Source organism: Streptomyces sp. NPDC045287 (genome assembly GCF_056432325.1).
Map to the genome: position 1 here is coordinate 242,596 of NZ_JBWKJG010000010.1, position 26,664 is coordinate 269,259.

The 26,664-nt window shown below is 72.4% G+C and carries 29 protein-coding genes and 1 pseudogene; 19 read left to right on the forward strand and 11 right to left on the reverse strand.

What is annotated here, in order from left to right:
- Nucleotides 1–4: 4 nt before the first annotated feature.
- The 4 genes from AC07D6_RS18865 to AC07D6_RS18880 all read right to left on the reverse strand — a co-directional run bounded on the left by AC07D6_RS18865 (nucleotide 5) and on the right by AC07D6_RS18880 (nucleotide 3,595).
- Nucleotides 5–1,315 carry an SCO6881 family protein gene (locus AC07D6_RS18865; protein WP_479045674.1) on the reverse strand — a complete coding sequence of 437 codons (1,311 nt, stop codon included), beginning with the start codon at nucleotides 1,313–1,315 and terminating at the stop codon, nucleotides 5–7.
- Nucleotides 1,316–1,344: 29 nt separating this feature from the next.
- Nucleotides 1,345–2,025 carry a hypothetical protein gene (locus AC07D6_RS18870; protein ID WP_479045676.1) on the reverse strand — a complete coding sequence of 227 codons (681 nt, stop codon included), beginning with the start codon at nucleotides 2,023–2,025 and terminating at the stop codon, nucleotides 1,345–1,347.
- Nucleotides 2,025–2,327, reverse strand: coding sequence for a DUF6112 family protein (locus AC07D6_RS18875; RefSeq protein WP_479045765.1), 303 nt, complete (start codon nucleotides 2,325–2,327; stop codon nucleotides 2,025–2,027). Before AC07D6_RS18875 ends, AC07D6_RS18870 begins: the two co-directional genes overlap by 1 nt.
- 158 nt (nucleotides 2,328–2,485) lie before the next feature.
- Nucleotides 2,486–3,595, reverse strand: coding sequence for a C40 family peptidase (locus AC07D6_RS18880; protein ID WP_479045678.1), 1,110 nt, complete (start codon nucleotides 3,593–3,595; stop codon nucleotides 2,486–2,488).
- A gap of 744 nt (nucleotides 3,596–4,339) precedes the next feature.
- Between AC07D6_RS18880 and AC07D6_RS18885 the strand changes: the two genes are divergently transcribed.
- The 19 genes from AC07D6_RS18885 to AC07D6_RS18975 all read left to right on the forward strand — a co-directional run bounded on the left by AC07D6_RS18885 (nucleotide 4,340) and on the right by AC07D6_RS18975 (nucleotide 21,463).
- A complete protein-coding gene (locus AC07D6_RS18885) occupies nucleotides 4,340–5,095 on the forward strand; it encodes a DNA-methyltransferase (RefSeq protein WP_479045680.1) in 756 nt (251 codons plus the stop codon).
- Between the two features lie 176 nt (nucleotides 5,096–5,271).
- Nucleotides 5,272–5,898: a DUF4913 domain-containing protein gene (locus tag AC07D6_RS18890; protein ID WP_479045768.1), complete on the forward strand. Its 627-nt coding sequence runs from the start codon at nucleotides 5,272–5,274 to the stop codon at nucleotides 5,896–5,898.
- The gene (locus tag AC07D6_RS18895) at nucleotides 5,895–6,395 is read left to right on the forward strand and encodes a hypothetical protein (RefSeq protein ID WP_479045683.1); all 501 of its coding nucleotides are present in this window, start codon (nucleotides 5,895–5,897) and stop codon (nucleotides 6,393–6,395) included. The genes AC07D6_RS18890 and AC07D6_RS18895 overlap by 4 nt, the downstream gene beginning before the upstream one ends.
- The gene (locus AC07D6_RS18900; protein WP_479045685.1) at nucleotides 6,392–7,045 is read left to right on the forward strand and encodes a DUF3631 domain-containing protein; all 654 of its coding nucleotides are present in this window, start codon (nucleotides 6,392–6,394) and stop codon (nucleotides 7,043–7,045) included. The genes AC07D6_RS18895 and AC07D6_RS18900 overlap by 4 nt, the downstream gene beginning before the upstream one ends.
- Entirely contained in the window at nucleotides 7,042–7,725 is a 684-nt protein-coding gene (locus tag AC07D6_RS18905; protein ID WP_479045688.1) for a hypothetical protein, read from the forward strand. Before AC07D6_RS18900 ends, AC07D6_RS18905 begins: the two co-directional genes overlap by 4 nt.
- Nucleotides 7,726–7,776: 51 nt before the next feature.
- Entirely contained in the window at nucleotides 7,777–8,484 is a 708-nt protein-coding gene (locus AC07D6_RS18910; protein ID WP_479045691.1) for a hypothetical protein, read from the forward strand.
- 277 nt (nucleotides 8,485–8,761) lie between these two features.
- Nucleotides 8,762–8,938: a hypothetical protein gene (locus tag AC07D6_RS18915; RefSeq protein WP_479045693.1), complete on the forward strand. Its 177-nt coding sequence runs from the start codon at nucleotides 8,762–8,764 to the stop codon at nucleotides 8,936–8,938.
- Nucleotides 8,939–8,975: 37 nt separating this feature from the next.
- Nucleotides 8,976–9,419, forward strand: a complete 444-nt coding sequence (locus tag AC07D6_RS18920; RefSeq protein WP_479045695.1) for a hypothetical protein — start codon at nucleotides 8,976–8,978, stop codon at nucleotides 9,417–9,419.
- A complete protein-coding gene (locus tag AC07D6_RS18925) occupies nucleotides 9,416–9,853 on the forward strand; it encodes a hypothetical protein (RefSeq protein ID WP_479045697.1) in 438 nt (145 codons plus the stop codon). The genes AC07D6_RS18920 and AC07D6_RS18925 overlap by 4 nt, the downstream gene beginning before the upstream one ends.
- On the forward strand, nucleotides 9,854–10,258 hold the full coding sequence (locus AC07D6_RS18930; protein WP_479045699.1) for a hypothetical protein: 405 nt from the start codon (nucleotides 9,854–9,856) through the stop codon (nucleotides 10,256–10,258).
- A gap of 45 nt (nucleotides 10,259–10,303) precedes the next feature.
- Complete coding sequence (locus AC07D6_RS18935) at nucleotides 10,304–11,155, forward strand: winged helix-turn-helix transcriptional regulator (protein ID WP_479045702.1); 852 nt, start codon at nucleotides 10,304–10,306, stop codon at nucleotides 11,153–11,155.
- A gap of 454 nt (nucleotides 11,156–11,609) precedes the next feature.
- The gene (locus tag AC07D6_RS18940; RefSeq protein ID WP_479045705.1) at nucleotides 11,610–14,120 is read left to right on the forward strand and encodes an MFS transporter; all 2,511 of its coding nucleotides are present in this window, start codon (nucleotides 11,610–11,612) and stop codon (nucleotides 14,118–14,120) included.
- Between the two features lie 28 nt (nucleotides 14,121–14,148).
- Nucleotides 14,149–14,988 (forward strand): SPDY domain-containing protein, encoded by an 840-nt coding sequence (locus AC07D6_RS18945; protein WP_479045708.1) that lies wholly within the window; start codon nucleotides 14,149–14,151, stop codon nucleotides 14,986–14,988.
- 28 nt (nucleotides 14,989–15,016) lie between these two features.
- The gene (locus AC07D6_RS18950; protein WP_479045711.1) at nucleotides 15,017–15,496 is read left to right on the forward strand and encodes a hypothetical protein; all 480 of its coding nucleotides are present in this window, start codon (nucleotides 15,017–15,019) and stop codon (nucleotides 15,494–15,496) included.
- A gap of 102 nt (nucleotides 15,497–15,598) precedes the next feature.
- On the forward strand, nucleotides 15,599–17,284 hold the full coding sequence (locus AC07D6_RS18955) for an MSCRAMM family protein (protein WP_479045714.1): 1,686 nt from the start codon (nucleotides 15,599–15,601) through the stop codon (nucleotides 17,282–17,284).
- A gap of 87 nt (nucleotides 17,285–17,371) precedes the next feature.
- Nucleotides 17,372–18,448 carry an MSCRAMM family protein gene (locus AC07D6_RS18960; protein ID WP_479045717.1) on the forward strand — a complete coding sequence of 359 codons (1,077 nt, stop codon included), beginning with the start codon at nucleotides 17,372–17,374 and terminating at the stop codon, nucleotides 18,446–18,448.
- Between the two features lie 1,368 nt (nucleotides 18,449–19,816).
- Complete coding sequence (locus tag AC07D6_RS18965; RefSeq protein WP_479045720.1) at nucleotides 19,817–20,182, forward strand: SPDY domain-containing protein; 366 nt, start codon at nucleotides 19,817–19,819, stop codon at nucleotides 20,180–20,182.
- A gap of 129 nt (nucleotides 20,183–20,311) precedes the next feature.
- Entirely contained in the window at nucleotides 20,312–20,632 is a 321-nt protein-coding gene (locus tag AC07D6_RS18970) for a hypothetical protein (protein ID WP_479045723.1), read from the forward strand.
- Between the two features lie 249 nt (nucleotides 20,633–20,881).
- On the forward strand, nucleotides 20,882–21,463 hold the full coding sequence (locus AC07D6_RS18975) for an SPDY domain-containing protein (protein WP_479045726.1): 582 nt from the start codon (nucleotides 20,882–20,884) through the stop codon (nucleotides 21,461–21,463).
- Between the two features lie 275 nt (nucleotides 21,464–21,738).
- Here AC07D6_RS18975 and AC07D6_RS18980 read toward each other — a convergent pair whose 3' ends face one another.
- The 7 genes and pseudogenes from AC07D6_RS18980 to AC07D6_RS19010 form a co-directional block, all read right to left on the reverse strand.
- Nucleotides 21,739–22,098 carry a hypothetical protein gene (locus AC07D6_RS18980; RefSeq protein ID WP_479045729.1) on the reverse strand — a complete coding sequence of 120 codons (360 nt, stop codon included), beginning with the start codon at nucleotides 22,096–22,098 and terminating at the stop codon, nucleotides 21,739–21,741.
- 35 nt (nucleotides 22,099–22,133) lie between these two features.
- The gene (locus tag AC07D6_RS18985) at nucleotides 22,134–22,820 is read right to left on the reverse strand and encodes a hypothetical protein (RefSeq protein ID WP_479045732.1); all 687 of its coding nucleotides are present in this window, start codon (nucleotides 22,818–22,820) and stop codon (nucleotides 22,134–22,136) included.
- Nucleotides 22,821–22,918: 98 nt separating this feature from the next.
- Nucleotides 22,919–23,347, reverse strand: a complete 429-nt coding sequence (locus tag AC07D6_RS18990; protein ID WP_479045735.1) for a hypothetical protein — start codon at nucleotides 23,345–23,347, stop codon at nucleotides 22,919–22,921.
- A 100-nt stretch (nucleotides 23,348–23,447) separates the two neighbouring features.
- Entirely contained in the window at nucleotides 23,448–25,157 is a 1,710-nt protein-coding gene (locus tag AC07D6_RS18995) for a relaxase family protein (protein WP_479045738.1), read from the reverse strand.
- 15 nt (nucleotides 25,158–25,172) lie between these two features.
- Entirely contained in the window at nucleotides 25,173–25,697 is a 525-nt protein-coding gene (locus AC07D6_RS19000; protein WP_479045741.1) for a plasmid mobilization protein, read from the reverse strand.
- A 245-nt stretch (nucleotides 25,698–25,942) separates the two neighbouring features.
- A complete protein-coding gene (locus tag AC07D6_RS19005; RefSeq protein WP_479045744.1) occupies nucleotides 25,943–26,134 on the reverse strand; it encodes a hypothetical protein in 192 nt (63 codons plus the stop codon).
- Nucleotides 26,131–26,664: pseudogene (locus tag AC07D6_RS19010) on the reverse strand (hypothetical protein); the annotation flags it as partial. The pseudogene AC07D6_RS19010 and the gene AC07D6_RS19005, both read right to left, overlap by 4 nt.

Genomic DNA, 26,664 nt, shown 5'->3' on the forward strand with positions numbered 1-26,664 from the left:
GGAGTTACTGACCGGTCGGTGATCCGGAGTGGGGGGCGCTGTCACCGGCGGACGGGGCACCGTGGGCCGGCGGCATCGGGTCGGACGGAGCGTTGTGGACCCACCTGGTCTGCTGGGCACCGGTGTCGGCGCCGCTCCAGCTCGGCGGACCGCCGTCCTGGCTGGTGCTGTTGTGGGCGTGCGGGGGTCCGGCCTGTTTCAGCAGGTCATGGAGGTCGTCTCCGGGGTTGCCGTCGGAACCGTCCTTCTCCACGCTCATGCCGCCGGTGGGGTTGGCTGCGATGTCGCCGGGGAAGCCTCCGCCTCCTGCGGCCTGGACACCGCCCGCAGCTCCGGCCGCCGCGCCGCCGGTGCCGGCGGTCGCCGCCGCGGCTGTGGCCTTGCGCGCGATGTTCTCGGCGTGCTGGCGGGCTATCTGCGCTCCGGCGCCACCGGCGCGGTGGATCGCCTCGCCATCCGTGTTCTCGGATGCCCAGTGGATGAACTTGAAGCACATGTACGGGCAGAGCAGCACCAACAGCATGATCACCATGCCTGCGGCGACGTCGGCGAGGGCGGCGACACCGTCCTTGCTGTCGGTCTTGCCCATCGCCGCGATGCCGAGTACGCAGATGATCGTCATCAGCAGTTTCGACACCACGAGGGTGGCGGTGGCTTCAAGCCAGCCGCGCCGCCAGCGGCGGGCGACCTCCCAGCCGCCGCCCGCTCCCGCGAACACCGCCAGCGTCACCAGGATGAGGATGCCGATCTTGCGCACCATCATGACGCACCAGAACAGGAACGCTCCGACCGCGCTTGCGAGGGCGGCGGTGACGGCGACGAGCCAGCCCAATCCGGCGATGGCCCCGATCTGGGAGACCTTGACGATCCGCCGCACGGCGGAGGAGATGTCCGTTCCGGCCGCCGCGAACAGGCCGTCGGACAGGGCGTCGACCACTTCGACGGCGACGGTGGTGAAGGCGATGGCGCAGAACGCGAACAGCGCGCCTTCCGCGGTGCCCGTCAGCGCTTGGGTGAGGGCCTGGCCGTCGCGCTTGATCGCGGCTCTCACCAACTGGGCGCAGAACGTCGCGACCAGCAGGACCAGGCCGATGGGGAGGATCAGCTCATAATTGGCGCGGAACCATCCCGCGCCGAGGTCGATGTCGGTGGTCCGGTCGATGGCCTTGGCGGCCAGGTCCGCGGCAGCGGCGGCGAGGTCGCCGGCGCTTTCCGCCATCCACTCCCCGATCGCACCGACGGGATCGGAGGCGAAGTCGATCGCGTCGCCGGCCTTGCAGAGGCTGCCGGCGACGGGCAGGTCACAGAAGCCCACGTCGGGCGGTCCTTTCGAGGGGGAAGCGGTTACAGGGCGACGCGCGGAGCCACGGCGACCAGACGGCAGTCCTTGCCGGGCCGGCACTGGACGGCGAGGGTGATCTGGCGGTCCTCGGCGCCGCCCCCGCCTCCGGACCAGGCCAGGTGCGTCTTGCCGCGCACGGTGACGGCGTAGATGTACGCCTCGGTGATGGCCTGCGGGTCCTCGGCCAGGGCCTGCTTGAACGCGGAGGGGAAGTGCGCCTGGGAGGTCGTGGCGCTGGCGTGCTGGCCGTTGTCCTTCAACCGCGACCACAGCACCGGGTCGGGGACCTGGGCCTGGACGGAGTCCCAGTCCGCGTACGCGGATTCGGTGGTCATCCAGGCGCGCATGCCGGCGAGCTGGTCGGCGTGGCTGGCGGTGCGGGCGTCGAAGGTCCACAGCATCACCGCGCTCGCCCGGGCGAAGGCGAGAGGGTCGGAAATCGGCGGTGGACCGGCGACCGGCGCGGTGTCCGAGCCCGATGTCGGCCCGGGCGAGGAGGCGCTCTCCCGCAGCGCGGGCGGGCCGGCCTTCGCGGGGAGCGCGTCGGTGTTCTGGCCGCGGCCGGTCCACCAGGCGACGGCACCGGTGAGGACCAGCAGTACGGCGAGTGCACCGGCGACGAGGGCCAGGCGCCGGGGCGGCGGCCAGCCGACGCCCAGAGCGTCGAGGGAGCGTTTCTTCATCAATGAACCTGCGAACCGAGCGCGCTGAAGAAGGCCACGATGCCGTTGGCGGCACCGAGGCCGAGGGCCGCGCCCGCACTGACGACCGCGCCCTTCTTCCCGTTGGCTTCGGCCTGGTGGCCGCCGGTGTGATGGCCCCAGGCCCACACGCCGAGGCTGACGGCGAGCGCACCGACCACGGCCACGATGCCGAAGAGGTTGATGCTGTTGACGACGGTGCGCAGGACGTTGAGGCCGGGCAGGCCGCCGCCCTGGGGAGAGACGCCGGGGTCGTAGGCGAGGTGGACGAGGCGCTCGGACAGGGAGGGGGTGAAGGTGGCGGGGGTGATGGTGGTGCGCTCCTTGCATGTGCAGGACAGGGCAGGTCCTGCCGGGGAACAGGAAGAAGGGGACGGCGCTGTGCGGCGCGAAGGCGGCCCGGTCCGCCCGGTGCCTTACGGGGTTGTCGGGCGGAGCGGTGTCACAGGACCCGGCGCGCGCTGTGGGCGGCGTAATCGGCGAGGGTGCTGAAGCGGACCGGCTTGCCGGTGCGCGGTGCCTCGATGACGTAGCCGTGCCCGGCGTAGAGACCGACGTGCTCGGGGCGGGCGGCGCTGCCGCGGCTGAACACCAGGTCGCCGGGGTGCAGCGCGCTCAAAGGAACGGCGTCGCCCTCGTTGACCTGGGTGTACGTGGTCCGGGTCAGGGTGATGCCGGCCTTCTTGTACGCCTGCTGGACCAGGCTGGAGCAGTCGCAGCGGCCCATCGGATCCGGCCCGTGGGGCGCCGTGCAGGTGCCGCCCCACTGGTAGAGGGTGCCGAGCTGGTGCATCGCCCAGGTGAGAGCTGTCTTGGCCCGCGGGTCGGTGCCGGCGGGGATGGCGTAGCCCTTGGGGGTCGCCCCTTGGGGGATGGGGCCGGATCCGCTGCCGTCTTCGAGCGGGGAGCACGGGTCGGTCGGCGGACCATCCGGTTCCTGGCCGCCGGCGGGGCCTGTGACCTTGAGGGTGGCGACGATGGCCTGCCGCAGCGCGCGGGCGAGGGGTTCCCACTGGGCGTAGGCATCGGGGAAACCGGAGAGCTGGACAGCCTGTGCGGCCTGCGTGATCGTCATCTGCTGCCAGCCGGGCACCTTCAACAGGCCCTGGTAGAAACGGGTGCTGGCGTAGACCGGATCGCGGATCTGGGCAGGGGTGCCCCAGCCCTGGCTAGGGCGCTGCTGGAACAGGCCGAGCGAGTCACGATCGCCGTAGGCGAGGTTCCGCAGGCGGCTCTCCTGGATGGCGGTGGCCAGCGCGACGATCTGGCCGCGGGCGGGGACGCCGAGAGTGATGCCGGTGGCGACGATGGTGCGGGCGTGGGGGATCTGCTCGTCGGGCAGGTCCAGACCCTCGACGTGCACGTCCTGCCCACCGGAGCCGTCGAGGACGGCGGCGACCTGGCGCTGCACGGCGGCGGTGTCGACCGGACCCGCGGCGCAGGAGGCGCCGGGGCCCGCGGTGTCGCCCGCGGCGGCGGCGAGCACGGCGGTGCCGACGAGAAGGAAGGGGCAGAGGCAGAGCGCGCCGATCGTGGCGACGATGCCTTTCACTCCCGGACGGCCTCCGGTCGGCGGGCTGCGAGGAGGTCGCACGGGGGCGGGAAGGAGCGGGTCACGGGAGAGTTCCTCGGGGGGTGGGAGCTCCGGCCGCACGGTGTGCGAGGGGAAGGGCCGTGCGGCCGGAGCGGTGAAACCGGATCAAGGGGCCCCGGGCCGGGCGCGCGTTGCCTCACGCACCCGGCCGGGTGAGGGGATTACGGGCGGAACATGGGCTGACCTCCTCGGGCAGGCCGGATGTGACCCGCGGGGCGGGCCGGGAACAGGGCGGTGCGCCGGGCGTGCCGACGGGCCTTACGGACGGGACATCAAAGGGGGACCTCCTTCGCCGGCGGGCAGCCTTGGACGTGCGGGTGAAGTCAGCAGGGGCGGTACATGCGCGGCCTTTGTGTCAGGGGTTTGAGGTAGATGGTGGAAGCGATGGGCGGCGGTGCGGGCCGCGTGTGGGGTCACGGACGGAGCACAGGGGCCTTCTGGGCAGGAGAGGGGGAAGGGGGAGGGTGCGCCATCGGCGGTGTCCGCCGGGCAGTGACAAGACAGTAAGCCCGAATCCCCGGTCACCGAAATCGCGGACCACGACCCGCGAGTTTTCCGGGGTTTTGGCCCGTGATGCGTCTCGACCGGGGATTGTGACCTACAGTTTGGGCCTCCCCGCGCGCCCATCGGCATGTCCTGCTGTGGGCCTGTGCGCGGTTTGGAGCATTCCCACCGCTTCCCTCACCGAATTGGGGTTCCCTTTTGCCGTTTTCCCTCCACCAGGGCGACGCGCTGAGCGTGCTCGCGACGCTGCCCGACGGCTGTGTCGATTCCGTCATCACCGACCCGCCGTACAACTCGGGCGGGCGGACCGCCAAGGAGCGCACGAGCCGATCGGCCCGCCAGAAGTACGTCTCCGCCGACGCCCGGCACGCACTGCCGGACTTCACGGGCGAGAACATGGACCAGCGCTCGTACACCCTCTGGCTGACCCAGATCATGACCGAGGCCCATCGCGTGACGAAGGTCGGCGGCACGGGTCTGCTGTTCACCGACTGGCGGCAGCTGCCGGCCACGACGGACGCGTTCCAGGCAGCCGGGTGGCTGTGGCTGGGGGTGCTGACCTGGCACAAGCCGCAGGCCAGACCGCAAAAGGGCAAGTTCCGCCAGGACTGCGAGTACATCGTCTGGGGCGCCAAGGGCAAGATCGACGCTTCAGTGAACCCGATCTACTTGCCCGGCCTCTACAGCGCCTCCCAGCCCTCGGGCAAGGCCCGCAAGCACATCACCCAGAAGCCGGTCGAGGTGATGAGGCAGCTGGTCAGGATCGCTCCGCCGGGCGGCACCGTGCTCGACTTCTGCGCCGGGTCGGGTTCGACCGGTGTCGCGGCCCTGCTGGAGGGGCGGGATTTCATTGGCATCGAGAAGACCAGGGAGTACACGGCCGTGGCCTCCGACCGGCTCACCGAGGCCGTCCAGCAGGTGCACTCCCAGGACGACTTCGCTCTGACCTCCTGAGCAGAACCTCCCGGTAGAGCATTTCGCCGTCCGGGGGCGGGCGCAATATAGCGGCCGATCCCCGGTTTCCGAAACCGGAGATTCTCCGGACCATCGGGGCCACCGACTTACCGGCCCCGGCTGCAAGGAGATCCCTTTTCGTGCCCGAATCCACCGAGCCCCGCGATAACGGGGAAATGGAACCGGTCCGCCTGCCGGACGCCGACCTCGAATCGATCGAGGCGTCCGTACGCAAGTTGCTGGATCAGTCGGCCGAGCAGGCCCGCATGATCGACACCCTGGCCGCCGCCCCGCCCGCGGACCCGATGGCCGCGAGCATGCCCTTCGCCGGGTTCCCCGGCATGCCGGCCTTCACCGCCCCGGTCCCGCCGCCTGACCCCAAGCCGATCCTGGAACTCGAAGGCGACGAGTTCGACGACGAACTCGCGGCGCTGACCGACTGGGTGGACGACCACCTCATGGACGTCTACGGCGCCGAGATCACCACCGCCGCCCCCTGGTGCGATCAGTGGCAGGAGCACCTCGACGTCGTGGCCTGGCTGCACGCGCTGTGGATGGCCTACCAGCAGCACAAAGAACCCGAGGCCGGCCCTTCCGGCATGTTCGTGTGGCACCGCGACTTCCTCACCCACGCGATGGCCCACGTCCGAGCGCCCGGCGGTCCCCTGAGCGCGTGCCAGACCGATCCGGAACGGCCTGAGCACCGCCTGCTGCGCGGCCCGGGCCCGTCCGCGCGGTCCGCCGCCCGCGACGCCGAAGCGCAGCAGGCCGCCGCCTCGGCGCCGGGCGGGGACGCCTCGTGACCCTTCCACCGAAGTCATCGTCGGCGGCGTTCGGACTGTCCTTCCACCCCGAGGCCCTGACCGACCTGCTCGCTGTTCCCGGCGACCTGCGCGATGTGGCCCTGGCCCGCATCCAGGACGTGGTGCGTGCCCGGGAGGCCGGCAGCAAACTGACCGCCGAACTGACCGGCTACCGCAAGCTCTACCTGGGCTCTCGCTCCCAGTGGCGCATCGTCTACACCCACCGGCCCGCCCCGGCCGGATCCAGCCACCCCACCGACATCCACGTCGTCGCCGTGCGCCCACGCGCCCACCACGACATCTACGACACCGTCCGGTCCCGCGTGAACCGCCCCCGCCCCGCGGTAGGCCCCCGTGCCCACGCGGCCCGTTCCCGTTCACCCCAGCTGCACGGCCGCACCCCTGTGCCCCAGGCTCAGGCCGCACCGTTCCCGGTCCCGGACCTGCCCGTGCCGGCCCCCGTACTCGCTCCCGTCCAGAAGGGTCACCGTCGATGACACCCCCCACCTTCGCCACCCCCCTTGGCCTGCTCGACGTCCTGGTCGCCGCCGTGCTCGGGCCCGCCCCGGCACCGCACCCGCGCCACCAGGCCCTGCTGGAGGCGAAGGCCCGGCAACTGGAGCTGGATGAGGAACTCGCCGCTCTCACCGACCGCCCCCTGCCGGTAAACGCACACGACGCGGAGCAGGAACTGGAGGACCTGGTGGCACTGCTCGTCGAGCGCCTCGACGCAGGCCGGCAGGTGGCACGTCTGCTGGGCGCGGACGCCTGCTGTACCGCGTCCACCCCGGTCAAGGACGAGCAGGCGGACCTCGCACCGGCCCAAGACCCCTTTCTCGCAACCGACACCGGACCGCGTCCCGCGCCGTGCGTCGTGGCCGCCTGCCTGCACGTCTTCGACGCCTGCGGTTCCCCGGACGCCATGTCCTCGGCCGACCTCGTCGCCGGGCTGCGCAGCCTGCCGGGTACCGCGGAAGGACGCTGGGCGTACGCGGACCTCACCCAGGCCCGCCTCGCCGCACTGCTGCGCCCCTACGAGGTCGCCAGCCGCGACGTCACCCTGGCTCACGGACGGCGCCGGAAGTCCTACCGGCGCTCGGCCCTGCTGGCCGCCGTCCCGGCCGATTGCGCCTGCCGGCCGGCATGACCACGCCCACGCGCGCTTCGGCACCGACGGCCCTGGACGGGCCGATCGAGCAGACCGTCGGTGACCTGGCCGCTCTGCACCACGACCACGAGGCCGGCCTGCTCACCAGCGAGCGGGCCGAACTCGCCACCGCCCACCGGGAACTGGCGGTCGCGGAGGGCGCGGTCGCCTACCACCGCAACGTCTTGATGCGCCTGTCGTCGGGCTCCTACCCCGTCGACAGCGCCCTGCTGGACCGCATCCGCCGCACCGTGCACGATCTCGCCGAGGCCACTGCTGCCCGCGACAACCAGCAGGCCCGCACCGCCGCGGCGCTGGAGGCGGTCAAGGACGCCGCCCCGGGCCCTGCCCCGTCCGACAACGAGCTGGCACCACACGATGTCGCGGCCCTGCTCTCCCTCGCCGCCGGCGGCACGGTGCGAGAGAACCTCCACACGCACCGGATCTCCGTACGCACCGCCCAAGGCCACCTGGTGGAGTACGCGGTCTTCCAGCGCCTGGAGCGCCACGGCCTCGTCACCCGGGATTCCTCCCGTCCCCTGATCCTGGGCCAGCCGGTCGCCCTGACCCACACCGGCCGCACCGCGCTGCTCGGCGCCCGCAGCCCCGCAGCCGCCCGCCCCGCAGCCGCGCCCGCCCGGCCGGTCGGCGCCTGGCCGACACCGCCGCGAAGCCGCTGACCAGCCCACTGGTCCGTACCGAACCGCTCCCACCGAAAGCCTCTCCTGCCCTTGCCGCATCACCACCGCCCCGACTACGAGCTCGACGGTTTCGACCCTGCCGACGACAGCCACCTGGATCATCTCGACAAGATCGACAGCGGGGACTTCAGGGTGCTGAGCGAGCACCGCACCTACACGGACGCGTACTTCGTGCTCTACGACGAGAGCGCCACCTGGGGCATCCCGGGGGCACCGCAGCTCCGGGCAGCACATGTCACCCGTGACCTGCGTGCCCGCTCCTACCAGGTCGCCTCGGCCGAACTCCCGCTGTACGCGATGGCCCAGGCGTGGCTGGTCGCTCGGGGCTGCCCGTCCGACGCGCTCCCGGTACCGGAGTCCCCCCGGCGCGCTGACGACATCACCCGTGCCCTGGAGGCGCGTATCTGCGGTGAAGCCAACCATTTCACCACATTGGCCAGTTACACCGACGACCAGCGCTGTCCTCCGCAGACGGCGGTGATGCTGCGCGCACTCGACCCCGACGTCAGGCCCGCGTTCCGGATCCTGCTGGAGCGGTTCGATCCGGACACCGACACCTACACCCTGCGCGAGGGTGCCTTCGACGCCTACGAGCAGGCCGTCGACTGGTGGAGCGCCTGGATGGACGAAGAAGCCCCGCCCCTGCCGCCGCCGGCGCCCGCCTCCCGCCGCGCCGCCCCCGCACCGGCACCGGTCGTTCCGTCTTCGTCCACCCCCCACCGGCCGCACGGCCGCTGACCTGTCCGATCACCCAACCTGCCCGGGCCGGGCGCGAGCGGCGCAATATAGCCGCCGATCCCCGGTTTCGGAAACCGGGGATTCTCCGGACCCTTGCTTCACCACCGACCTCCTGCCAAGGGGCGGTCGTTCCCGTGTCCTTCCTGGTCTGGAGCCCTCTGCCGTGTGCTACTCGCCCCCATCCATCACAGCCACCGTCTTGAACGGCGCCCCATCAGTACCGGCGGCCCCTCGACCCGCGCGACGGCCGGCGCCACGGGCCGTGCCGGTCCTCGCCGTGGCCATCCACGCCCGTGCCGACCACGACGTCACGGCGGTCGCCGCGCCGCGGCGCGGCGACGTGTTCACGGTGCAGGTCACCGACGGCACCTGGCGACACACCGCAGCGGCGGACGTCACCAACGAGGTCACCACCGGCCGCGTACGCCACGCCGAGCACCAACGCCCGTACTGATCCCCGCCTTCCCACCCCGTTTTCCCAGGAGCCCTTCGTGTCCGACATCCCCGACGTTCTCGACGGTGACGTGGTCGCCGTGCTCGGCGAGGCGATCGAGGCCCGCTTCGACATGGCGCTGCCCGAGCTGGCCCGAGCCGTCAAAGCCTCACCCCGGGCCCACCCCGGTGCCACGAACCTGGTGCACTGGTACGGCCTGCTCTCCCAGGCCCAGCAGGCGCTGGAACAGGCCGAGGACAGGCTGGTCGCCGCACTGGGAACAGCGGTGGGGGACGTACTGGACGACCCGGTGGTGGCTCTGGCCCATCAGGTGAACGCCGCAGTCGCCGTACGCGACGGCCGGGCACAAAGCCTGCGCTTCCTGCTGGAGGCGCCCGCCGAGCAGACCGGCGCCCGCACGCGTCCGGCCCCGCGGGTGGCCACCACCCTGCCCACTCCCGTCCCGGCCCGGCCGACACGGATCAGGGGCGGTGCGCGATGACCGCCGGCCGCAAGCCCAGCAGCCAGGACACCGCCTTGGAGAAGGCGTTCGGCGCACCGCTGGCGGAACTGCACGAAAACGCGATCCGCACCGGAGCCTCACCCGCTCTGGTCCGCGCCCTGGAACTGCGCGCCTTCCTGGCCCTGGCCGAGGCGCAGGTCGTACGCGTCCGTGATCGCGTCCACGCGAACATGGCACCTGATCTCGATCTGGACCGGTTGTCAGCAGATGCGCTGCGGTTCGACGCGCAGTGGCTGGAGGCCGCGCTCGCGGGACGGCGAGGGTACCGAATCGCGATCGACAAGCTCCTGGCGGCCATGCCCCAACCAGCCGCCCGTTCCGCGGGCGGACCGGCCCCGGTGAGCAGCAGCCTTCCCCCGGCCCCTTCGCCTGAGACCGGAAGCGCCGCGGTGGCGGCCACCGGGAGGCGCTGAGTGCCCGATCCGTACGCCGCCTCCCGGGCGGCGGGGGAGCGGATCGAAGCCCTCTACGGCCGCCCGATCGCCGAACTCGCCGCTGGCGCCGCGCCCGGCAGCATGCGATACGCCCTGCTCAACAGCTTCGACGCTCTGCAGTACGCCGACCGCGGGGTCGTCTTCCACATCGAGCAGCTGCACCGCCTGACCCACCCCGATCGCACCATCGGACCCGCGGACGTCGGCCACATCGCCGACGCCACCCGCCGTCTGGCCCACGCCGTCACCGTCCGCGACTCCCACGCCCAGGTCCTCGGCGACGTCCTGCAGAGCCTGCACCGCGTCCCCGACGCCACTGCCGCCCTTCAGGCTCCCGCCGCGATCCCCCCGGCGCCGCCCGCCGTCCCCGCCCGCTCGCGGTGACCCCTTTCCCGCCCTTCGCCTGTTCGCCCCTCTGGAGTTCCTGCCTTGGCTGCTGCCCGAGTTCCTTCCACCGATCTGCCCCGCGTCACCGAGGCGCTGGAGATGATCGCGCCGCGCTGGAGCGCGTGGGTGCTGATGACGCTCGCCGCCCAGCCCGAGGCCCTGCGCTACAGCGACATCAAGACCCGCCTTCCGTGGCTGGGCGACGGCCAGCTCCACCCTCGGCTGCGAGCGCTGGGCGAGGCCGGGCTGGTGGAGCGCACCGCCCAGTCCCGGATGCACGTCAGCTACGGGCTCACCGCCCGCGGGCGTGAGCTGCTGCCCACGCTGGCGGCCCTGGTCTCCTGGGGCGACGCCCACCTGGAGAAGAGCCTCGTCCTCAACCAGGCGACCGGTGAGCAGGAGCCGGAGCGGATCCCGGCCGCACAGAACGTCGAGGACGCCCTTGCCCTGATCTCCCACCGGCACGCGACCGCGCTGCTGTGGGCGCTCAAGACCCGCGGGCCGTCGACCACGGCGGCGCTGGCCGCCGAGGCGATGCCCGGCCTCACGGCCAGCTCCATCTACCCGCCGGTGCGCAGGCTGATCGATGACGGCCTCGTCGCTGTCACCCGTGGCGACGCGGCACTGCAACTGACTGCGGCCGGTCAAGCCCTCGCCCCGGTCTACCGGGCCTTGGCCGCCTGGGCCACCGGCCGTTCGCCGGCCGACGCGGACCACCACCCGGTGTGGGGGCCCGCCCGCCTCCCGGCCGCCGCCCGGTCCGGTCAGTGGGCCGCCCACCAGGCCCGCAAGGCCACCGGGCCCGCCGTGCGTCAGCCTGCGGCCTCCGGCCCGAGCACCGCCTGGCGGCCGGCCGATCTGTTCTCCGCGCCCACCACCGGCCCGAGCCGATGACCCCAGCGCGCCAACCGTCCTCAACCGCAGGCCGCCTTGGCACGGCGACAGCCCACGCCTTCCTGGGCGGATTCCCGCCCCGCACCCCCAGCCCGGCCAGACCGCGTTCCTGGCCGAACTGATCCGTGAGGCAGCCGACCAGCTCGACGGCATCTGGGAACAGCTCGAATCCCGCGCCGCCTATGCCGTCGACCAGCTGAGGCACATCACCGAGGGACGCGACCGGCACCGCCGCGGCGCCGTCGACGATGTCCTGCAACTGGCCGGTGGCCAGGTCGACATGCCCGCCGCGGTGAGGCGGTCCGCCTTCTGACCGCCCTGTGCACCGCCTACCGGGCTCTTGCCCGCCCGACCGCATCCACCGGGCCGTCGCCACGCCGGGTTCCTCTCCCGTGTGCCCGCCAGGCCGCCACCGCTGAACGTATCCGCGCCCACCCCCACCGGAAACCCCACGATGCCTCCCAAGCATGCCCAGATACGGCCACCCGCTGGCCGCCACGCCCGTACGCCCGCGTTCGGGCCGGTGCGCGGTGTCTACGTTCCGCGTACGGCGGACGCCGGGGCGTTCGCGATGAGCACCTACGGCATTCCGCTGCTGGTCCTCGCCGTCACCGACTCCGCCGCCTTGACCGGTCTCGCGTTCATGCTCGAATGGGTGCCCCGCCTCGGCGCGTTCGCGCTGGCGGGCGCGGCGGTAGACCGGTTCGGCAGCACCCGGGTGCTGCGCATCGCCTCGGTGCTGCGCGCAGCGGTGGTGATCGCCGCCGCCGCCGTGCTCCCCTCGGTGGGAGACGGCGCGGGCGCCGTCACCACCGTCATGCTGCTCGCCGCCTTCACCGGCATCCTCACCGAGTTCTCCTACATCGCCGCCGAGACCGCAGGCGGAGCCGCCAGCCGGGACGCCGGGGGCCACGCCCACCGGGTGCAGGCCGTCCTGCTCGGCATCGACCAGTGCGCCACCCTGGCCGGCCCCGCCCTGGCCGGCGTGCTCCTGCAGTACGTCGGCCAGGCCGGCATGCTCCTGACCATCGCCGCCTGCTCCCTGCTCGGCGCCGTGCTCGCCCCCCGGCAGCGCCCCGCCTGGCCGCAGGAAGCACCGGTCCCCGTCGTTCAGGGCATCAAGATCGGTTGGACGACGCTGCGGTCGCTGCCCGCCCTGGGGTGGCTGTGCGTCGGGCTGCTGCTGTCGAACACGGCGATCGGCCTGGTCCAGGCCGCCGGGCCCGTCCTGGTCGTGCAGCAACTCGGCGGCACCAGCAGCCAGGTCGGACTGGTGTGGTCGGCCGCCGCCGTCGCCTCCCTCGCCATGGTCGCCCTCGCCCGGATCGCCATCGACCGCGTCGGGCTGTGGCCCGTGGGAGCCGCCGCCGCCACCCTCGCCTCCCTGGCGTGCCTGGCTCTGGCCGCCGCCGACACCTACACCGTCTTCCTGGTCCTGGTGGCACTGCTGATGGCGGGCGAAGCGGGCATGACGGTGGTACTGCGCACGCTGCGGGCCCGCCTCATCCCGGCCGAGGTGTTCGGCAGCACCCTCTCCCTGATCATCCTGCTGCTCCTCGTCCCCTTCCCGCTCGCCGGAGCCCTGGTCGCGCTCACCCCTGCCGACCTGCTCGGCCACGCCATCACCGCCTGCGCCGTCCTGCAGGCGCTCGGGCTGGGCGTGTCCTTCGCCAAGCTCCGCACGCACCGCGCCACCCGCCCCCCCCCGCCGACCTTCCGCTCCCGCCCCGCGAACAGGACCACCCCCGCCATGCCCCAGCCCCCTGACGGAACCCGGCCGCAGCGCCTTCGCCTGCGCGAGGTCGCCACCCTCGACGACCAGGCGTTCCCCCTGTATCTGCAGGAGCGCTTCGACCACCTGGTGACGGCCGCGATAGCGGATGCCGCCGGCCATCTCCGCCCCGCCCAGCACGACCTCCTCCACACCCCCGAGCGCCTGCACGAGCTGCGCGACGCGCTCACCTTCGCCGAGGGCGACCTGCAGGTCGCCGTCGAGCGGATGACCTACCGCCGCGACCCCCGTGCCGAGCGGGTCGCCCGCCAACTGCGGCAGGTGCGCACCGCACGCCACCACGTGCACCGCGAGACCGCCGCGCTGCGCCGCGCCGAAGGCCAGAAGCGTGAGGCCACCGTGGAAGCCCCCTCCACGGACACGGTCACCACCGCCCGCGGCTGGCTCACCCACGCCTACCCCGAGCGCTTCCACCAGCTCCTCGCCCAGGCGTACGCCGCCGCCGGACTGCCGCAACACCCCCTGGCCCAGGACATCTTCGACACCATCGAGGAGGGCTGGGCCGATGGCCACCTCCCCGCTGCCCGCACGGCGGAGGTGGAGCGTCTGCTCGCCAAGGGCGCCGTGGCCTTCCGGGGTGCCGTCGCCGATGACGCCCGAGCCCACAACGACCGCAACCCGGCGCTGCGCCATCCGCTCGCGCAGCGGCGCTGGCACACAGCGCTGGAGGAACTGACGAACCTGACCGCGCCCGTGGCCCGCGCCTCCAGCCCCTGCGCTCTCGGTCCGCTGCCCCGCGGCGTCTACGACATGCCCGAACCCGACGCCTTCAAGATCCTCAACGCGCGCAGGTTCCTGGTCGCGGTCTGGCAGCGGCGGGCCGAGCACAACCACTTGATCCGCCAGTACGCCATCACCGTCACCGAACACCGGCGCTCCGCTCCCGACCGTGCCCTGCGCCGTCGGGCCCTGGACAACGCGCTCGACCGCCTCGTCGCCGAGCATCCGGCCGCCGTCGCCCGCATCCTCGCCGGCCTGCGCCCGTATGCCGACGCCCAGGGGCGGCTCGACGAGAACGTGCTCACCCCGGCCCGGCGGACCGAGGTGAAACGCCGCCTCCTCGCCGAAGTGGCGGCCTCGGAGCCTCCGGCCCGCCGACCGGGCGCTGTCCTGCCCTCCGCTCTCCCGGCCCGGACCGCGCCCGCCGCCGCGACGGTGCTCCCCGCCCGCTGATCACCCCATCCCCGCCGTGGAGACGCCCATGCCCGCCCCCGCCCCCCGCGCCGCCCCTGATGCCGTGGACGGTGATGTCTACGTCATCCCCCGATACCTCGCCGGATCCTCCGGCCACGCAGACGCAGGGTTCGCCCCTGTCGCCCACTGGCCCCACCACCACTTCGATGAAGGCCCTCATCAGCTCGTCGTCACCAGCCCGGATCACCGCATCCGGATCGGCTGGGCCGGCGACGACTACGACCTGTGGACCATCACCGCCGCACCGGACGCGATATCGGCGCCCCAGTGGACCGCCATCGCCAACCAGAACACCCCGGCCGAACTCGTCGCCGCACTGACCACCGCGCTCGCCGAGGACTGGGTCCGCGGCGAGGACCGCTTCCTGGCTTCCCCCGCCGCTTACTGGAGCGACGGTGTCGCCCCGCTGGTGGCCGCCGGATGGCACTTCCACGGCGTGAAGGGCGGAAAGGCCCGTATCTCCGCGCCCGACGGGCAGGCCGGGGCCGTCATCGACATCGTCCACCGCCGGGCCGACCACGAGGCCCTCACGCTGTGGGCCGGCCCGGCCGGGTGGGGCACCCGCGCGGAGATCACTTTCACCTCCCGCACCCCGACCCACCTGATCGCCGCCACCGCGCACGCGTTCACCGATCCCGCACCCGTCGCCCGCTGGTACGAGGCCCTCGACCCCCGCTTGACGGCGCACGCCCGGCTCACCCCGCTCCGGCCGCCGGTGCCGACCCCCCGCGATGTCCGCTCCCGGATCAGCCTCCGTCCGCCCGCCACGGTCAGCAGCGTGCCGCGCTGGAGCACCACAACCACCCCGTCCGCGCCCTTGTCCGCCCGCCCGTCCGCGCGGCGCTGAACCCCTGTATCAGGAGTCCCTGAGCCCCATGGCCCTGTTCACCGAGCAGTTCTTCGCCGACCACCTCACGCTGCCCTACCCGCAGGCAGCCGTCGTCGGCAACGCCTACTACGCCACCCCCTCTCCCGATCTCCCGCTGCGACTGCGCATCGACTTCGCACCCACCATCTACCACGGGTGCTACGACGGACTGCGTCTGCAGGTCGCCCACCTCGACCGAGGGCCGATCGACACCGTGGTGCTCCGCTTCGATGAGCACGGCGCGTTCACCACCCGCGACGCACGACGCGGCAAGCAGCCCGGTCAGGACGGGTACGGTGCGTTCACCGACTGGAACCACAGCGAGACCCCGCCGTGGGCGGGCATCGGTGTGACCCGGCTGCGGGCCGCGATCGACCAGTACGTGCGGCTGTGGTTCCCCGGCGCCCCGCCGGTACGGACTGGCCCGCAGTCGGCTGCCGCCACGCCGAAGCCACCCGCCCCGGCCGGCACGACACGGGGACGGTGAACGGATGCCGTTCACCCACGGCACCCCGCCGGCGCCCGCCCGCTGACGTCCCGGCACCCGCACCACTCTTTCCCCCTTCACCGACAGGACTTCTCCGTACCCATGCGCCTTCGCCCCGTCCGTCCCGCCCACCTGGCCGTCGCCGTCGCCGCCTTGGCGGCGGGGACCCTCCTGCCCGCTCCAGCCCTGGCCGCACCGGACGCCACCGAGGTACTGGGCCCCGGCTACACCATCCCCGACTCCGACGGACACGCCGCCTCCTCCCACATCGGCGCCTACGGCCCGCCCGGTCCGGCCGTCCACGGCGAGGCCGAGACCTACTGCGCCGACCCCGAACGCAAGGGCCCGGCCGACGCGGGCGGCTACGGCGCCCCGCAGCCGGTCACGACCTGGACGTCGTCGGTGACCGGCAAGGCCGTTCCCCAGGGCCACCTCGCCCAGGCCGCGTACGTGATCGGCAAGTGGGGACAGACCAAGGACAACGCGCAGGCCGCGGCGGTCGACGCGGTGGTGTACGAGTACCTGGCCGGCGGCACCTACGCCCTCGACGGCACCCGCGGCAAGCAGCGCCTGGCCTACCCGGTCGTCTCCCCGACCGCCCGCGCCCTCGCCCAGGGCTACATCGCCCAGGCCAAGCGGCTCGCCGGCCCTTACACCCTCCAGGTCACCCCGTCGGTGAAGACCACCTCCGCCGGGACGAAGGTCACCGTCGAGGTGGAGGTCACCACCAGCGCGGGCACACCGGTGCCGGAGGTGACCGTGGAGCTTTCCGAGTCCGGTTCCGGCATGGCCTCCGGCACGGTTACCACCGACGGCGGCGGCGCGGCCACATGGGAGTTCACCGCGAAGGCGCCGGGCACCGCCCGCGTCACCGCGACCGCCGACGGCCTGCCCGCGACCGGCCTGCAGGTCCTCATGCCGAAGAATTCTGTGGCCCAGCGCATGCTGCTCGTCGGCGGGACCACCAGCGTCGAGGACTCCGCGACCGTAACGGTGAGCGAGGCGACCGGCGGTGTCACGATCCGCAAGAAGGACCCGGAGGGCACCCGCCTGGCCGGCGCTGCCTTCCAGCTCCTGGACCAGGACGGCAAGCAGGTCGCCGAGGGAAAGACCAACGAGCAGGGCGTCCTGGTCTTCGACGCGCTCCCGGCCGGGACCTACCGGCTGCGCGAGACCTCCTCCGGCAGCCCCGTGCACGATCTGGTTCCGGAGCAGACCATCGCGATCACTGCCGGACGTACCGCCCAGGCCAACCCCCTCGACCTGATCGACCCGTTCAAGAAGGCCGAGTTGTCGGTGAAGAAGGTCGACAAGAACACCGGCGAGGCCCTCGCCGGGGCGGTCATCGCCATCCGCGCCGATGAGACGGACAAGACCGGCAAGCACACCCCCGGCAAGGTCGTCACCACCCTCACCACCGACTCGAACGGCACCGCCCGCGCCGCGCTCGACGTCACCCTGAAGGCGGGCATCCGCTACTGGGCAGCCGAGACCAAGGCACCCGACGGCTACCAGCTCGACACCACCCCCGTCGCGTTCACCGCCCGGCCCGGCGCGGAGGCCACCGTCACCCTCGCCGACCGCCCGGTCCCGACCACCCCGCCGAGCCCGAGCACCCCGCCCGCCCCGCCCAGCACTCCGCCGGCCACACCGCCGCCCGGATCCCTGGCCCACACCGGAGCCGACACCGCACCCTGGCTGATCGGCGGCGCGACCGGCCTGCTCGCCGTGGGCGGCGGCCTCTACCTGACCAGCCGCCGCCGACGCACCGGTGACACCACCAGCTGACCCCGCGCGCCCAAAGGGCCCGCGCTGCTGGGCCCCCGCCGTCTCCGACCTTCCCGCACCGCCTCATTCCGCCTGGAGCCTTTGCCTGTGCAGCACCGCTCTTTCCTCTTCACCGCCCTCGCCCTGGCCACCACGGCCGCTCTCGTCTCCGCCCCTACAGCCCTGGCCTCCCCGTCACCTGACCCGACCGCCGACGCCTCCAAGGCCGGCGACACCGACACGGCGGACACGGGCGGTCTCCGCATCGTCAAGAAGGACCCGGAAGGCCGGCCCGCGGCCGGGGCCGCCTTCCACCTGCTCGACCCCGCCGGAAAGACGCTCGCCGACGGCAAGACCGGAACCGATGGCACCCTGACCTTCACTGACCTCACGCTGGGCGTCCTCCGCCTGAAAGAGACCAGTTCCGGCAGCCCGCTGCTGGACACCGTCCCCGACCAGGACGTCGTCGTCGCCCCCGGTGAACCCTTCGTCCTTCAGATCACCGACCCGTACAAGGCCGCTGACCTGACCCTCAAGGTCACCGACAAGGCCACCGGCAAGGGCCTGGCAGGAGCGGTCGTCGACATCACCCCGCAGGGCGTGAAGGACGGCAAGGGCGCCTTCACCCTGACCACCGGCAAGGACGGCACCGCCCAGGCCCCGCTCCCCGTCGGGAAGAAGGACGGCACCACCTACACCGCCACCCAGACCAAGGCACCCACCGGATACCGACCGCAGACCACACCGGTGGAGATCACCGCCAAGCCCGGCGCCTCGGCCACCGCCTCCCTCACCAACACCACCACAGCCTCCCCGACCGAGCAGCCGACCGAGAAGCCGACCAGTCAGCCCACCGGGGCCCCCACCGCCCAGCCCACTCCGACCAGTTCCTCGTCGACGAGTACCACCCCCGACGAGCCGACCGCTTCCGCGTCCGCCTCCACCAGCCCCGCCATCGGCACCGCCACCTCCGCCTCGGCCTCGGCGACGACCGACGACGAACCGACCGGCTCCCTGGCACACACCGGCGCCGACCACACCAACCTCTGGCTGCTCGGCGCCGGCGGCCTGCTCCTGGCTGTCGGCGCGGGCACCGTCTACGCCGCCCGCCGACGCAAGAACGGCGACAGCGACACCGACACCCCTGCCGGCACCGGCCAGCACCGACGTACCGACGACAACTGACCTCCGCAGCACCGCCCGCAGGCCCCGGCAACCACATGGTTTCCGGGGCCTGCGGCATGTGCGAAGAAAATGTCAGTCTGATTCTCAACTGACTCTTGCGCGCTACAGGCGGACCATCACGCGCCCTCCTTCTGAACGCACATTCGAGAAAAGGCGAACGGGTTTCATCCGATTGTGAAGATTTCCGGCTTGGGGGATGGCCTCGGCTCTCCATTGCGCGCTGTATGCGCAATCCAACGGTCCTTATGGCTACATACGGGGGAAGGGGTGGGATTTCGGACTTACTGGGAAGGTGGTTCTCCGGCTCGACCGCAAGGCATATTGTCGTCTCTGCGATGTCGGCCCGTCCGGCGCGTGCAACTCCAAGCACCAGCACATGAGTTCGTGGTCATGCCACTCCCATTGGTGCATTGGAGGCACACATGAAGGATGGGGAGTCTCGCGACAAGGGGAAGGGACCAGCAAAGGTCTTGATCACCTTCCTGTCAGCGCTGGCTGGTCGAGCTGTTGCCGACTGGTTCAGCGACTGGAGGAGGCGCCATGGCCTATAGCTGGCCCCTGGTCACCCTTCGCTGACCGCATACGCGGCCAGCTGGCCGGGTCTCACGAACCCGTCCTTGCGGGGTCACGCCTTGCCGGGCGTGATCCCGCTCTTTCGCTGGCGGCAAACTATGAACCCGACGCCGCCCGTTCAATGCTCAGGCATGCGTCAAGTTATTAGCGTCACCACCCCAAGCACTGTAGCGCGCTCCCCGCACGCGCGGGGGTAGTCCGCGCTTCTTATTCCGAACCTGGGCAGGTCGCGGCTTGTGCTCCCCGCACGCGCGGGGGTGGGGGCGCACCCCTCACTCAGGGTCTCAACGCACAGTCGTAAACCCAATTAAGCAATGGCGGTGACACTCGGCGTTCCTGCCAGCCGCCGCATCTGGGCCACCTGCGCCGCCGACGGGACTCTGCCGAGGTAGCGGTACTTGGACCGGGCAGCCAAGGCGCTCTGTCAGCCTCGGGCCGGTGACCTTCTCGTCCTGGCCTGCATTGCGGCGACAGCCGTCTTACACGGTCAGCGGAACGGTTTTCCGCAGTGCCCTGTCGCCGGGGCTCCCGTTCCGCTACCTGCGCCGGTGCCAGTGCCGGCCAGCGTGTCCGCCACTGCGTCGGTGTCAGTCTCGGATCCGTGGCCGGTCGGCCAGCGAGTGGCCATTGGCCGTGAGATCCGGCCACGGGGTTTGAGATCCCACAGGATGACAGTGGACACAGTTCGCCGGGGGCAGACAGGAAAGATCGCCAAAGGACTGGTGCATCCTTCAGGGGCATGTCAACCTAGACGACCTTCCGAGAGATCCCGGAAAATCCCAGGTCAGAGAGGTGATGCCTGTGACGGTGGAGCTGTCGTCCGCCGGATTCCGTACCACGACCAAGGACTTGCGGCTGCATTCCTGGCTGCTCGGTCCCGGACAGCCGACCGAGGTCATCGATACCTTCCCCGCGGCGAACGGCGACTTCACGTTCGTCGTCGACGACCGCGCCGACACCCATGTCGCCTCGGCCGACGGCCGCTTCTACCTCGGCCACTTCCCCGACGGCCGCCTGGGCGCCGAGCAGGAGGGCTGGGTCATCGCCGTCACCGGCACCGCCAAGGTCCCCGGCTACCGCATCGTCTTCGACCCCCAGACCCCCGCCCGCCTGGTCACGGCGACCCTCTCCGAGGTCCTGGCCACCGCCAAGCGGCTCTGACCGCGGCTTCGGCCCCCACTGGGCCTTCGCGCCGCTCTGCGCCGGCCGACCCGCGCCGGCGGGTGACGCGGCCTTGGTGCCGGGCCGCAGTTCCTTGTCCGCTGTGCCTTCCGTCCGTGAGGAGAACACGTGGCCCTGCACTCCCAGCCCGAGCCCGAGCTGACCGTCGAAGACCTGATCAGCCGCCTGTCCCATCTCGCCCCCACCACCCCGGTCCGGTTCGCGATCAACCCGTTCCATCCCATGGCCCATAAGGCCGGGGAGGTCACCGTCGGCCCGGACCTGGATGGGCGCACGACCGTCTACCTCGCCGAGGATCCGGCCGGGGTGCAGTACGGGTACCTGCCCCGGCCGGTGGCCGAGGCCCTGGCCTGGATGCCTCCGGTCGACCCGCCCGCCCGTGCGCGACGGCGGCTGCGCGCCGTCTGCGACGACGCGCCCGAGCTGTGACACCCCTGACACCAAGGAGCGCTTCTGCCCCCGTCTTCTCCCGCCGAGCCCTCCGACTTTCCTCCCCGTTCTCTTCCCGCTTGGTGGGTCACCCCTCGTCACCTCGCCGGTGACGACGGTGTTCTCGCCGACCACGTCGCCTCCCACCTCACGGGCGCCGGCTGGACCACCCTCACGCTCGTACGGGGCCGGCGCGAGCCCGACGAACCGGAGGAGGCCCGCCAGGTTCTGCGCAGCACCGTGCTGTACGTGGCGCCCGATGCGCTGAGCTGGGCCCAGTGGGTCCTGGCCGACGAGCCGATCCTGCTGGGCGACCTGCCGATCGCCTGGATGATCTCCGCCCGGGCCACCCCGGGCGCGCTGGCGCGGTGGACGGCGTACTTCTCCACCGGCGTGCCGCCCGAGACGGTCACCGACTTCCTGCTCGCCCTGGAGAACCGCCCGGACCCCGCGCACGGCTACGCCGGACCGCAGGCGGTGTTCGACGCGCTGGCCGGCCACGGCTGGGTTTGCGACATCGACAGCCCCACCGTCGTGTCCGACCCCCGCCTGTCCACCAGCGTGGCCCTGAACGCCCTTCCCGAGGAGGGCATTCAGGACGGGGACCCCCGCGTTCTCGACCCCGACGCCGACGCCGACGTGACCGGTTGGCAGGCGTGGTGCGAACCCCGGATGGGCGGCGGCTTCCTGTGGGCCGCGACCTTCTCCGCAAGCGTCCCGCACGACCTCGTCGCCGCCTTCGCCGCCTCCCTGGCCTCCCCCGCACCGGTCCTGCGCCACACCCTGCCCCAGGACAGCGAGGACCAGCTCACCCTTCGGCCGACTGTCTGATGCGCCGAGGCCGGCCCCCGCCGGGTCTGGCCCATCGGCCTGCCGAATACCCGTCAACCGTGTCCAAAGGCTCTGCGGATCACAGGGCGGACTGCCGTACGAATGACTCTCCGTCGCGCTGCGGATCCCACCTGCCTGCGGAAGTCCTTCACTCATTTCCGCTGGTAGTCCTGCGGCACACCAACGGCCCGGGGGCCAGGTCGATCGACCTGGCCCCCGGGCCGTTTGCGTTCATCGATCACCGCGCCGCGCCGCGGGGCCGCACGGTGTGCGGGTCAGTGGCTGCGGCCCGCGGCCCCGCCCGGCGGCCGGTTGCCGAGCCGGTGCCAGGGGGCAGCCGGGAGAACTCCGTCTTCGGTCAGCTTGTTTGTGAGGTGAGTGGCGTGAGCACGGATGCCCGCACGGCGCACCGCCTGGGCGTTGTCCACGCCGAGCAGGGACCGGATCTCAGCGAACGCTGCCGTGGCCCGCTCGCTTTCCGGCAGCGCCACGTCGCCGCGTCCAGTGGCGACGGCTTCACGGATCTGCACACGGTCGGTTCCGAGCGCGGCGAGCGTCAGCATCAGCCGGGCGCGGGGGTCGCGGGCAGCGGTAGCGAGGTGATGGAGTTCACCGGCGGACGGGAAGTCGGACATCGACTCCTCCGGACGGGAAGGTGGTGGCGGACGGATCAGCGGGCGTTGGCCTTGGCCAGGGCGGTGGGGGCGTGGACCGTGACCTCCGCGGGCGTGCCGGAGACCACCAGGAGCAGGGCGCCGTCGCGGACGACCGTCTGCTGGATGACGGACGAGCGGCCCTTCGCGGTGACGGTGACGATCTGGCCCCACTGTTCCTCACCCAGGGGTGGGGCGGGCACGTTTCGCGTCCGGACCTCGGCCACGGTGGTGGCGGTGGCGAGCTGGTAGGTCGGGCACGCGGCCATCGCGTCCATGATGCGTCCGATGCCGGCGGACAGCTCCGCGGGCGGAGCGGAGTACAGCTCCTCGGTCACCTGGGTGCCACCGGGACCGGTGAAGACTGCCTTCGCCCGGTGGGGGAAGGCGGCGTACGGGTCGCCGGTTTCGTTGCTCAGTCGCTCCAGCGGTTGGCAGCCCAGGACGGACGCTTGGGAGGAATCCGTGGGCGCGGTGGGACGGGCGGTGTAGCCGGGGCCGAGGTCGGCGGCGGTGAGCAGCCGGTCCGCCAGCCGGTTCGACGGCAGTACGTCGGTGGGTGCCGCCGACGGAGTGCGGGACGCGGGGAGCGAGACCGGAGCCGGGGCGGCGGTGCTGTCCGAGGGGGAGGTGGAGCAGCCGGTCAGGGCCCACGACGTGAGCGCGACGGTGGTGAAGAGGACGGCGGTGGTGCGGATGCGCATGCAGTTCCCTGGATCGGTGTGAACGGCTGACCGGGGCCGCCTCCTCGCAGGCGGTATGGCGGGATATGAGGGACCGGGCCAGAGGGGCCTGGGCCGCGTCAGAGGCCGTAGTGGCGCAGGCCCTCGTCCAGGGAGTCGAATCGTGCGTCGGTGGGACCGCTGTTGCGGTTGTACCAGGCGGTGTCCAGCCGCGGTTCAAGGGTCTCGTGCCCGGCGCGGCACCGCAGCCAGACCTGTCCCTTGGTGGCCAGGACGACCCAGTCCCGGTACGCCTCGCACTGCGGGCAGGCGCGGACTTCGCCGTCGATGACCAGGGGCCGTGGCCAGGCCATGAACCGGCTCACCCCGTGGTCGACCCGCAGGTCCGGCGGCAGGAAGTCGTCTACGGCCGGCGCCGGTGCGGCCGGGGCCGGCTCCTGGGCGGGTTGCGGCCCCTCCGGCCACTGCGGCGCCGGGTACGACAGCCACGGCACGCCCGCGGGCCCCAGCTCCGCGCTGTCCCGCTTGGCCTTCCTGCGACCGAACATGTGGGTTCCCCTCCCAGTTGGCTCCCCGCCCAACGGCGGCGGACGACGAGGGTGCCCCAACCGTCCCACCTGCGGCAACTCACGAACCCCTGAATACCGATCACCGCCCGCGGCGCCGGCGGTCTCTCGCCGCCGTCCCGCCGGCCTTCCGCCCGGCAGGGCTCTGCAGGGCGGAAGACCCGTCGGGCAGCGGTACGGCCTGGGCGTCGGCGGGAAGGTCGGCGGCCCGCCGCAGCCGCCACACCAGCACGTCGCTGACCGACTCGGCGCTCGCCAGCTCCCGGTGGGCGGCGACCTCGGCGAGCAGCGCGGTGGTGTCGTACCCGGCGGCCTCGGCGTCGGCCAGGGTCGCCGCCAGTGCCGCCCAGCCGGGCTCGGCCAGGACCTGCTCGGCCAGCTCCGGCAGCGCCTGGCGCAGCCGGGCCGCCTGGCGGCGCACCACCGGCGGCGCGAGCGAACGGCCCCGTACGGTCAGTACTCCCATCGGGTGCGCGGCAGCGGCCCGGTAGGCGGCACGCAGATGGTCGGCCGCCAGGCGGGCGGCGGCGGCCTGCTGGGCGTGCTCCTTCTTCGCATGCCAGTGAGCGGCAGCGGTGACCAGGAAGAACGCCATGTCGATCACCATGGCGGTGGTCGCTCCGTCTTCCCCGCGGCCGAGTACGGGGCCGCTGTAGACGAGGTCGCGGGCGGCCTGCCGCAGCGCCCGGTCGTGCCCGCGCGCGGCCCGCACGTGCGACCGGGAGGCCCGCTCGAAGGCGGAGGCTGCTTCCCGCAGTTCGCGGCGGGTGGGGACGGCGGAGGTCTTCGCGAGCGCGTCCAGGACCTCTCCCGCCGCTGCGATGTAGGCCGCCGTCACCGTGTCGTGCGCCCTGTCCATGACCAGCACCGCTTCCCACAGTGCCGCGCTCGCCCGGCGCCGCGCCTGGGCCGGGCCCGACGGCACCACCGGCTCGACGGCAGGTTCACCGGCCCGGTGGCCGGACCAGCGCTCCCGGATCCTGGGCAGGGACAGGTCCGCCCCGAGTTTCGAACCCGGGTAGAAGACCGGTTCACCATTAGCGTTGACGTCGCCGGGCAGCGCGACCTTGTACCCCAGCAGGTCCCCGGACGGAGCGACGCGCGTACGCACCAGCACACCGGCGGCACCCAGCCGCCGGAAGAACTCCTCCTGCGTCTCGGCGCCGGCCACGGCCCGGCGGACGGTCTCGCGCAGTTCTTCCCGCACGGTGCGCTCGCGCCCCATGCGCGTGGCCTTGTGCCGTTCGGCGCTAGTGGGCCGTTTGGCGGCGGTGCCGTCACCGGGGTTGAGGCGGCGCAGGCCCAGCTCCTGCTCCAGAAGCCGGGCCTCGGCCTGGACGCGTACGGCATCGAAGTCGAGGTCCGGCCGGTAGCGGTCCTCCCGGACGAGGGTGGCCAGGATGTGGATGTGGTCGTCGGCGTGCCGAACGGCGACCCAGCGGCACCCGGCACCCTGGTCGGGGTCGTCGATGCCGGCGGCGGCGACCATACGGCGGGCGACATCGCCCCACTCGTCGTCGGACAGGATCCGGTCGGTGGGCCCGTTGCGCACGGACAGGTGCCACACGTGCTTCCTGGGCCGCTCGCCCTCGTCGAGGTTGATCAGCGGCTGGTCCAGGAGCTGCTGCAGCTGCTTGAACGTGGCCTCGGCGTCGCGGCCGGGGTCAGGGGCGGCATGGTCCCAGGACGCCACCAGGTGCGGGTCGATGTGCTCCTCGGCCTTGCCGGGCCCGTACAGGTAGTACAGCAGGCCGATGGTGCGCTTCCCGCGCTTGTGGATCTTGGGGACCATGGTGGGGCGTCATTCCTAGCGGTGTTCGAGGAGCTGGTCGGTCGCGGCCTGGACGCGGATGGTGGCACGGCGGACCGCGGCGAGCACGGCGTCGAGCTGGGCGTCGGCGGGCTGGGCTCCGGAGTTGATCGCCCGTGTCAGCTGGTTGAGGTTGTTGCCGACGTGGCCGAGGTGCCGGCGGGCGGCGAACAGCTCCGAGACCAGCTCGCGCTCGCCGGCGATGGCACCGGCGGCACGCTCGGGATCACCGGCGGCGGCCAGCGCGCTGCGGGCGAGGAAGGCCGGCAGGCTCGTACGGGCTGCGGCGGCTGCGGCGGCGAGGCGGTTCTTCTCGGTGTCGTTGAGGCGGACGCTGCACACGTGCGTGCGTTTGTCGGCGGCGGTCTTCGGCGAGCGCTTGCGCGAAGCGTTCTTCGCGGCGCGGCGCCTGCGGCGCGGCGCGTGCTCCTCCGGCTGCGATCCGCCCTCGGTCGCTGCCCCGCGGTCCAGCGCCCCCCGGTGCTGGACCGCTTCCGCCACCCCTGGGGCGGACTTGGCCAAGACGCGCTTCCCCGACGGGGAAGAGTGTCTTGGCCGATAACTTGCTCCTACTGGGAGCGGGAGACGGTCCGGCGAACCGCCTTCGTCGACGGGGCACTCGGTCGGCCCGGCGGGCCGGTCCTGCACCGGTCCGTCAGGGCATTCGGCGGGGGACATGGAGTGCTTCGGCTCCTTCGGGAGGCCAGGAAGGGCAGCGGGGCGGCGGCCCGGTTCGCGTCCGGGCCGCCGCACGGGCAGAGAGCGGGTCAGCCGCACACAGGGCAGCGCGCGAAGTGCCGGGTGAGAGCGCGGGCCATGTTCTGCTTCATGGCCAGGGCATACCGGGTACTCGCCTTCGCGGCGCTGCTGCCCTCGTGGCGGACGGCGTGATTGCGCAGGAAGCCGATGTCGCGCTCGTATCCGGCCTTCAGGGTGGTGAATCGGGGGCAGGTCTTCATCGGGTGGTTCCTTCAGAGGGTGCGGGCGAGGTGGTGGCGGCACGCAGGCGGGTCAGGACGGGACCCATGTGCTCGTTGCCGAGGGGGATCTCGTGGGCGCGCATGATGCGCCGCAGTTGAGCTCTGGTGATCTGCCGGTTGCCGTCCTGGTCCAGGACCGCGGGGACGTGGGGGAGGACCAAGGCGACGACCTCCTCTTCGGACAGGCGGCGCGTCCCGGTCCGGGGGCGGCTGCCGGCGTGGACCTTCGCCCGGACGGTCCGCGGGCGATGCGACGGTCCGGTCCGGCCTCGTCGCTGACCGGTTCGGTCCGGTTTGGTGGGGGTGGGGTGCTGGTCCGGGTCGGTGGTCCGGGTGTGTTCGGGGTCCGGTTCGGTGGTCCGGCTCGGGATCGGTCCGGTCTGGTCCGGGTCGGGTCCGGTCTGGCCCGGGTCGGGTTTGGTGGGGGTGGGGTGCTGGTCCGGGTCGGTGGTCCGGGTGTGTTCGGGGTCCGGTTCGGTGGTCCGGCTCGGGATCGGTCCGGTCTGGTC

Excerpts from the sequence above, each read along its gene's own strand:
- AC07D6_RS18945 (WP_479045708.1), top strand. The coding sequence starts at position 14,149 with ATGCCCGCCCCCGCCCCCCGCGCCGCCCCTGATGCCGTGGACGGTGAT.
- AC07D6_RS18955 (WP_479045714.1), top strand. The coding sequence starts at position 15,599 with ATGCGCCTTCGCCCCGTCCGTCCCGCCCACCTGGCCGTCGCCGTCGCC.
- AC07D6_RS19005 (WP_479045744.1), bottom strand. The coding sequence starts at position 26,134 with ATGAAGACCTGCCCCCGATTCACCACCCTGAAGGCCGGATACGAGCGC.
- AC07D6_RS18890 (WP_479045768.1), top strand. The coding sequence starts at position 5,272 with ATGGAACCGGTCCGCCTGCCGGACGCCGACCTCGAATCGATCGAGGCG.
- AC07D6_RS18925 (WP_479045697.1), top strand. The coding sequence starts at position 9,416 with ATGACCGCCGGCCGCAAGCCCAGCAGCCAGGACACCGCCTTGGAGAAG.
- AC07D6_RS18995 (WP_479045738.1), bottom strand. The coding sequence starts at position 25,157 with ATGGTCCCCAAGATCCACAAGCGCGGGAAGCGCACCATCGGCCTGCTG.
- AC07D6_RS18870 (WP_479045676.1), bottom strand. The coding sequence starts at position 2,025 with ATGAAGAAACGCTCCCTCGACGCTCTGGGCGTCGGCTGGCCGCCGCCC.
- AC07D6_RS18965 (WP_479045720.1), top strand. The coding sequence starts at position 19,817 with ATGCCTGTGACGGTGGAGCTGTCGTCCGCCGGATTCCGTACCACGACC.
- AC07D6_RS18905 (WP_479045688.1), top strand. The coding sequence starts at position 7,042 with ATGACCACGCCCACGCGCGCTTCGGCACCGACGGCCCTGGACGGGCCG.
- AC07D6_RS18950 (WP_479045711.1), top strand. The coding sequence starts at position 15,017 with ATGGCCCTGTTCACCGAGCAGTTCTTCGCCGACCACCTCACGCTGCCC.
- AC07D6_RS18900 (WP_479045685.1), top strand. The coding sequence starts at position 6,392 with ATGACACCCCCCACCTTCGCCACCCCCCTTGGCCTGCTCGACGTCCTG.
- AC07D6_RS18985 (WP_479045732.1), bottom strand. The coding sequence starts at position 22,820 with ATGCGCATCCGCACCACCGCCGTCCTCTTCACCACCGTCGCGCTCACG.
- AC07D6_RS18980 (WP_479045729.1), bottom strand. The coding sequence starts at position 22,098 with ATGTCCGACTTCCCGTCCGCCGGTGAACTCCATCACCTCGCTACCGCT.
- AC07D6_RS18940 (WP_479045705.1), top strand. The coding sequence starts at position 11,610 with ATGCCTCCCAAGCATGCCCAGATACGGCCACCCGCTGGCCGCCACGCC.
- AC07D6_RS18990 (WP_479045735.1), bottom strand. The coding sequence starts at position 23,347 with ATGTTCGGTCGCAGGAAGGCCAAGCGGGACAGCGCGGAGCTGGGGCCC.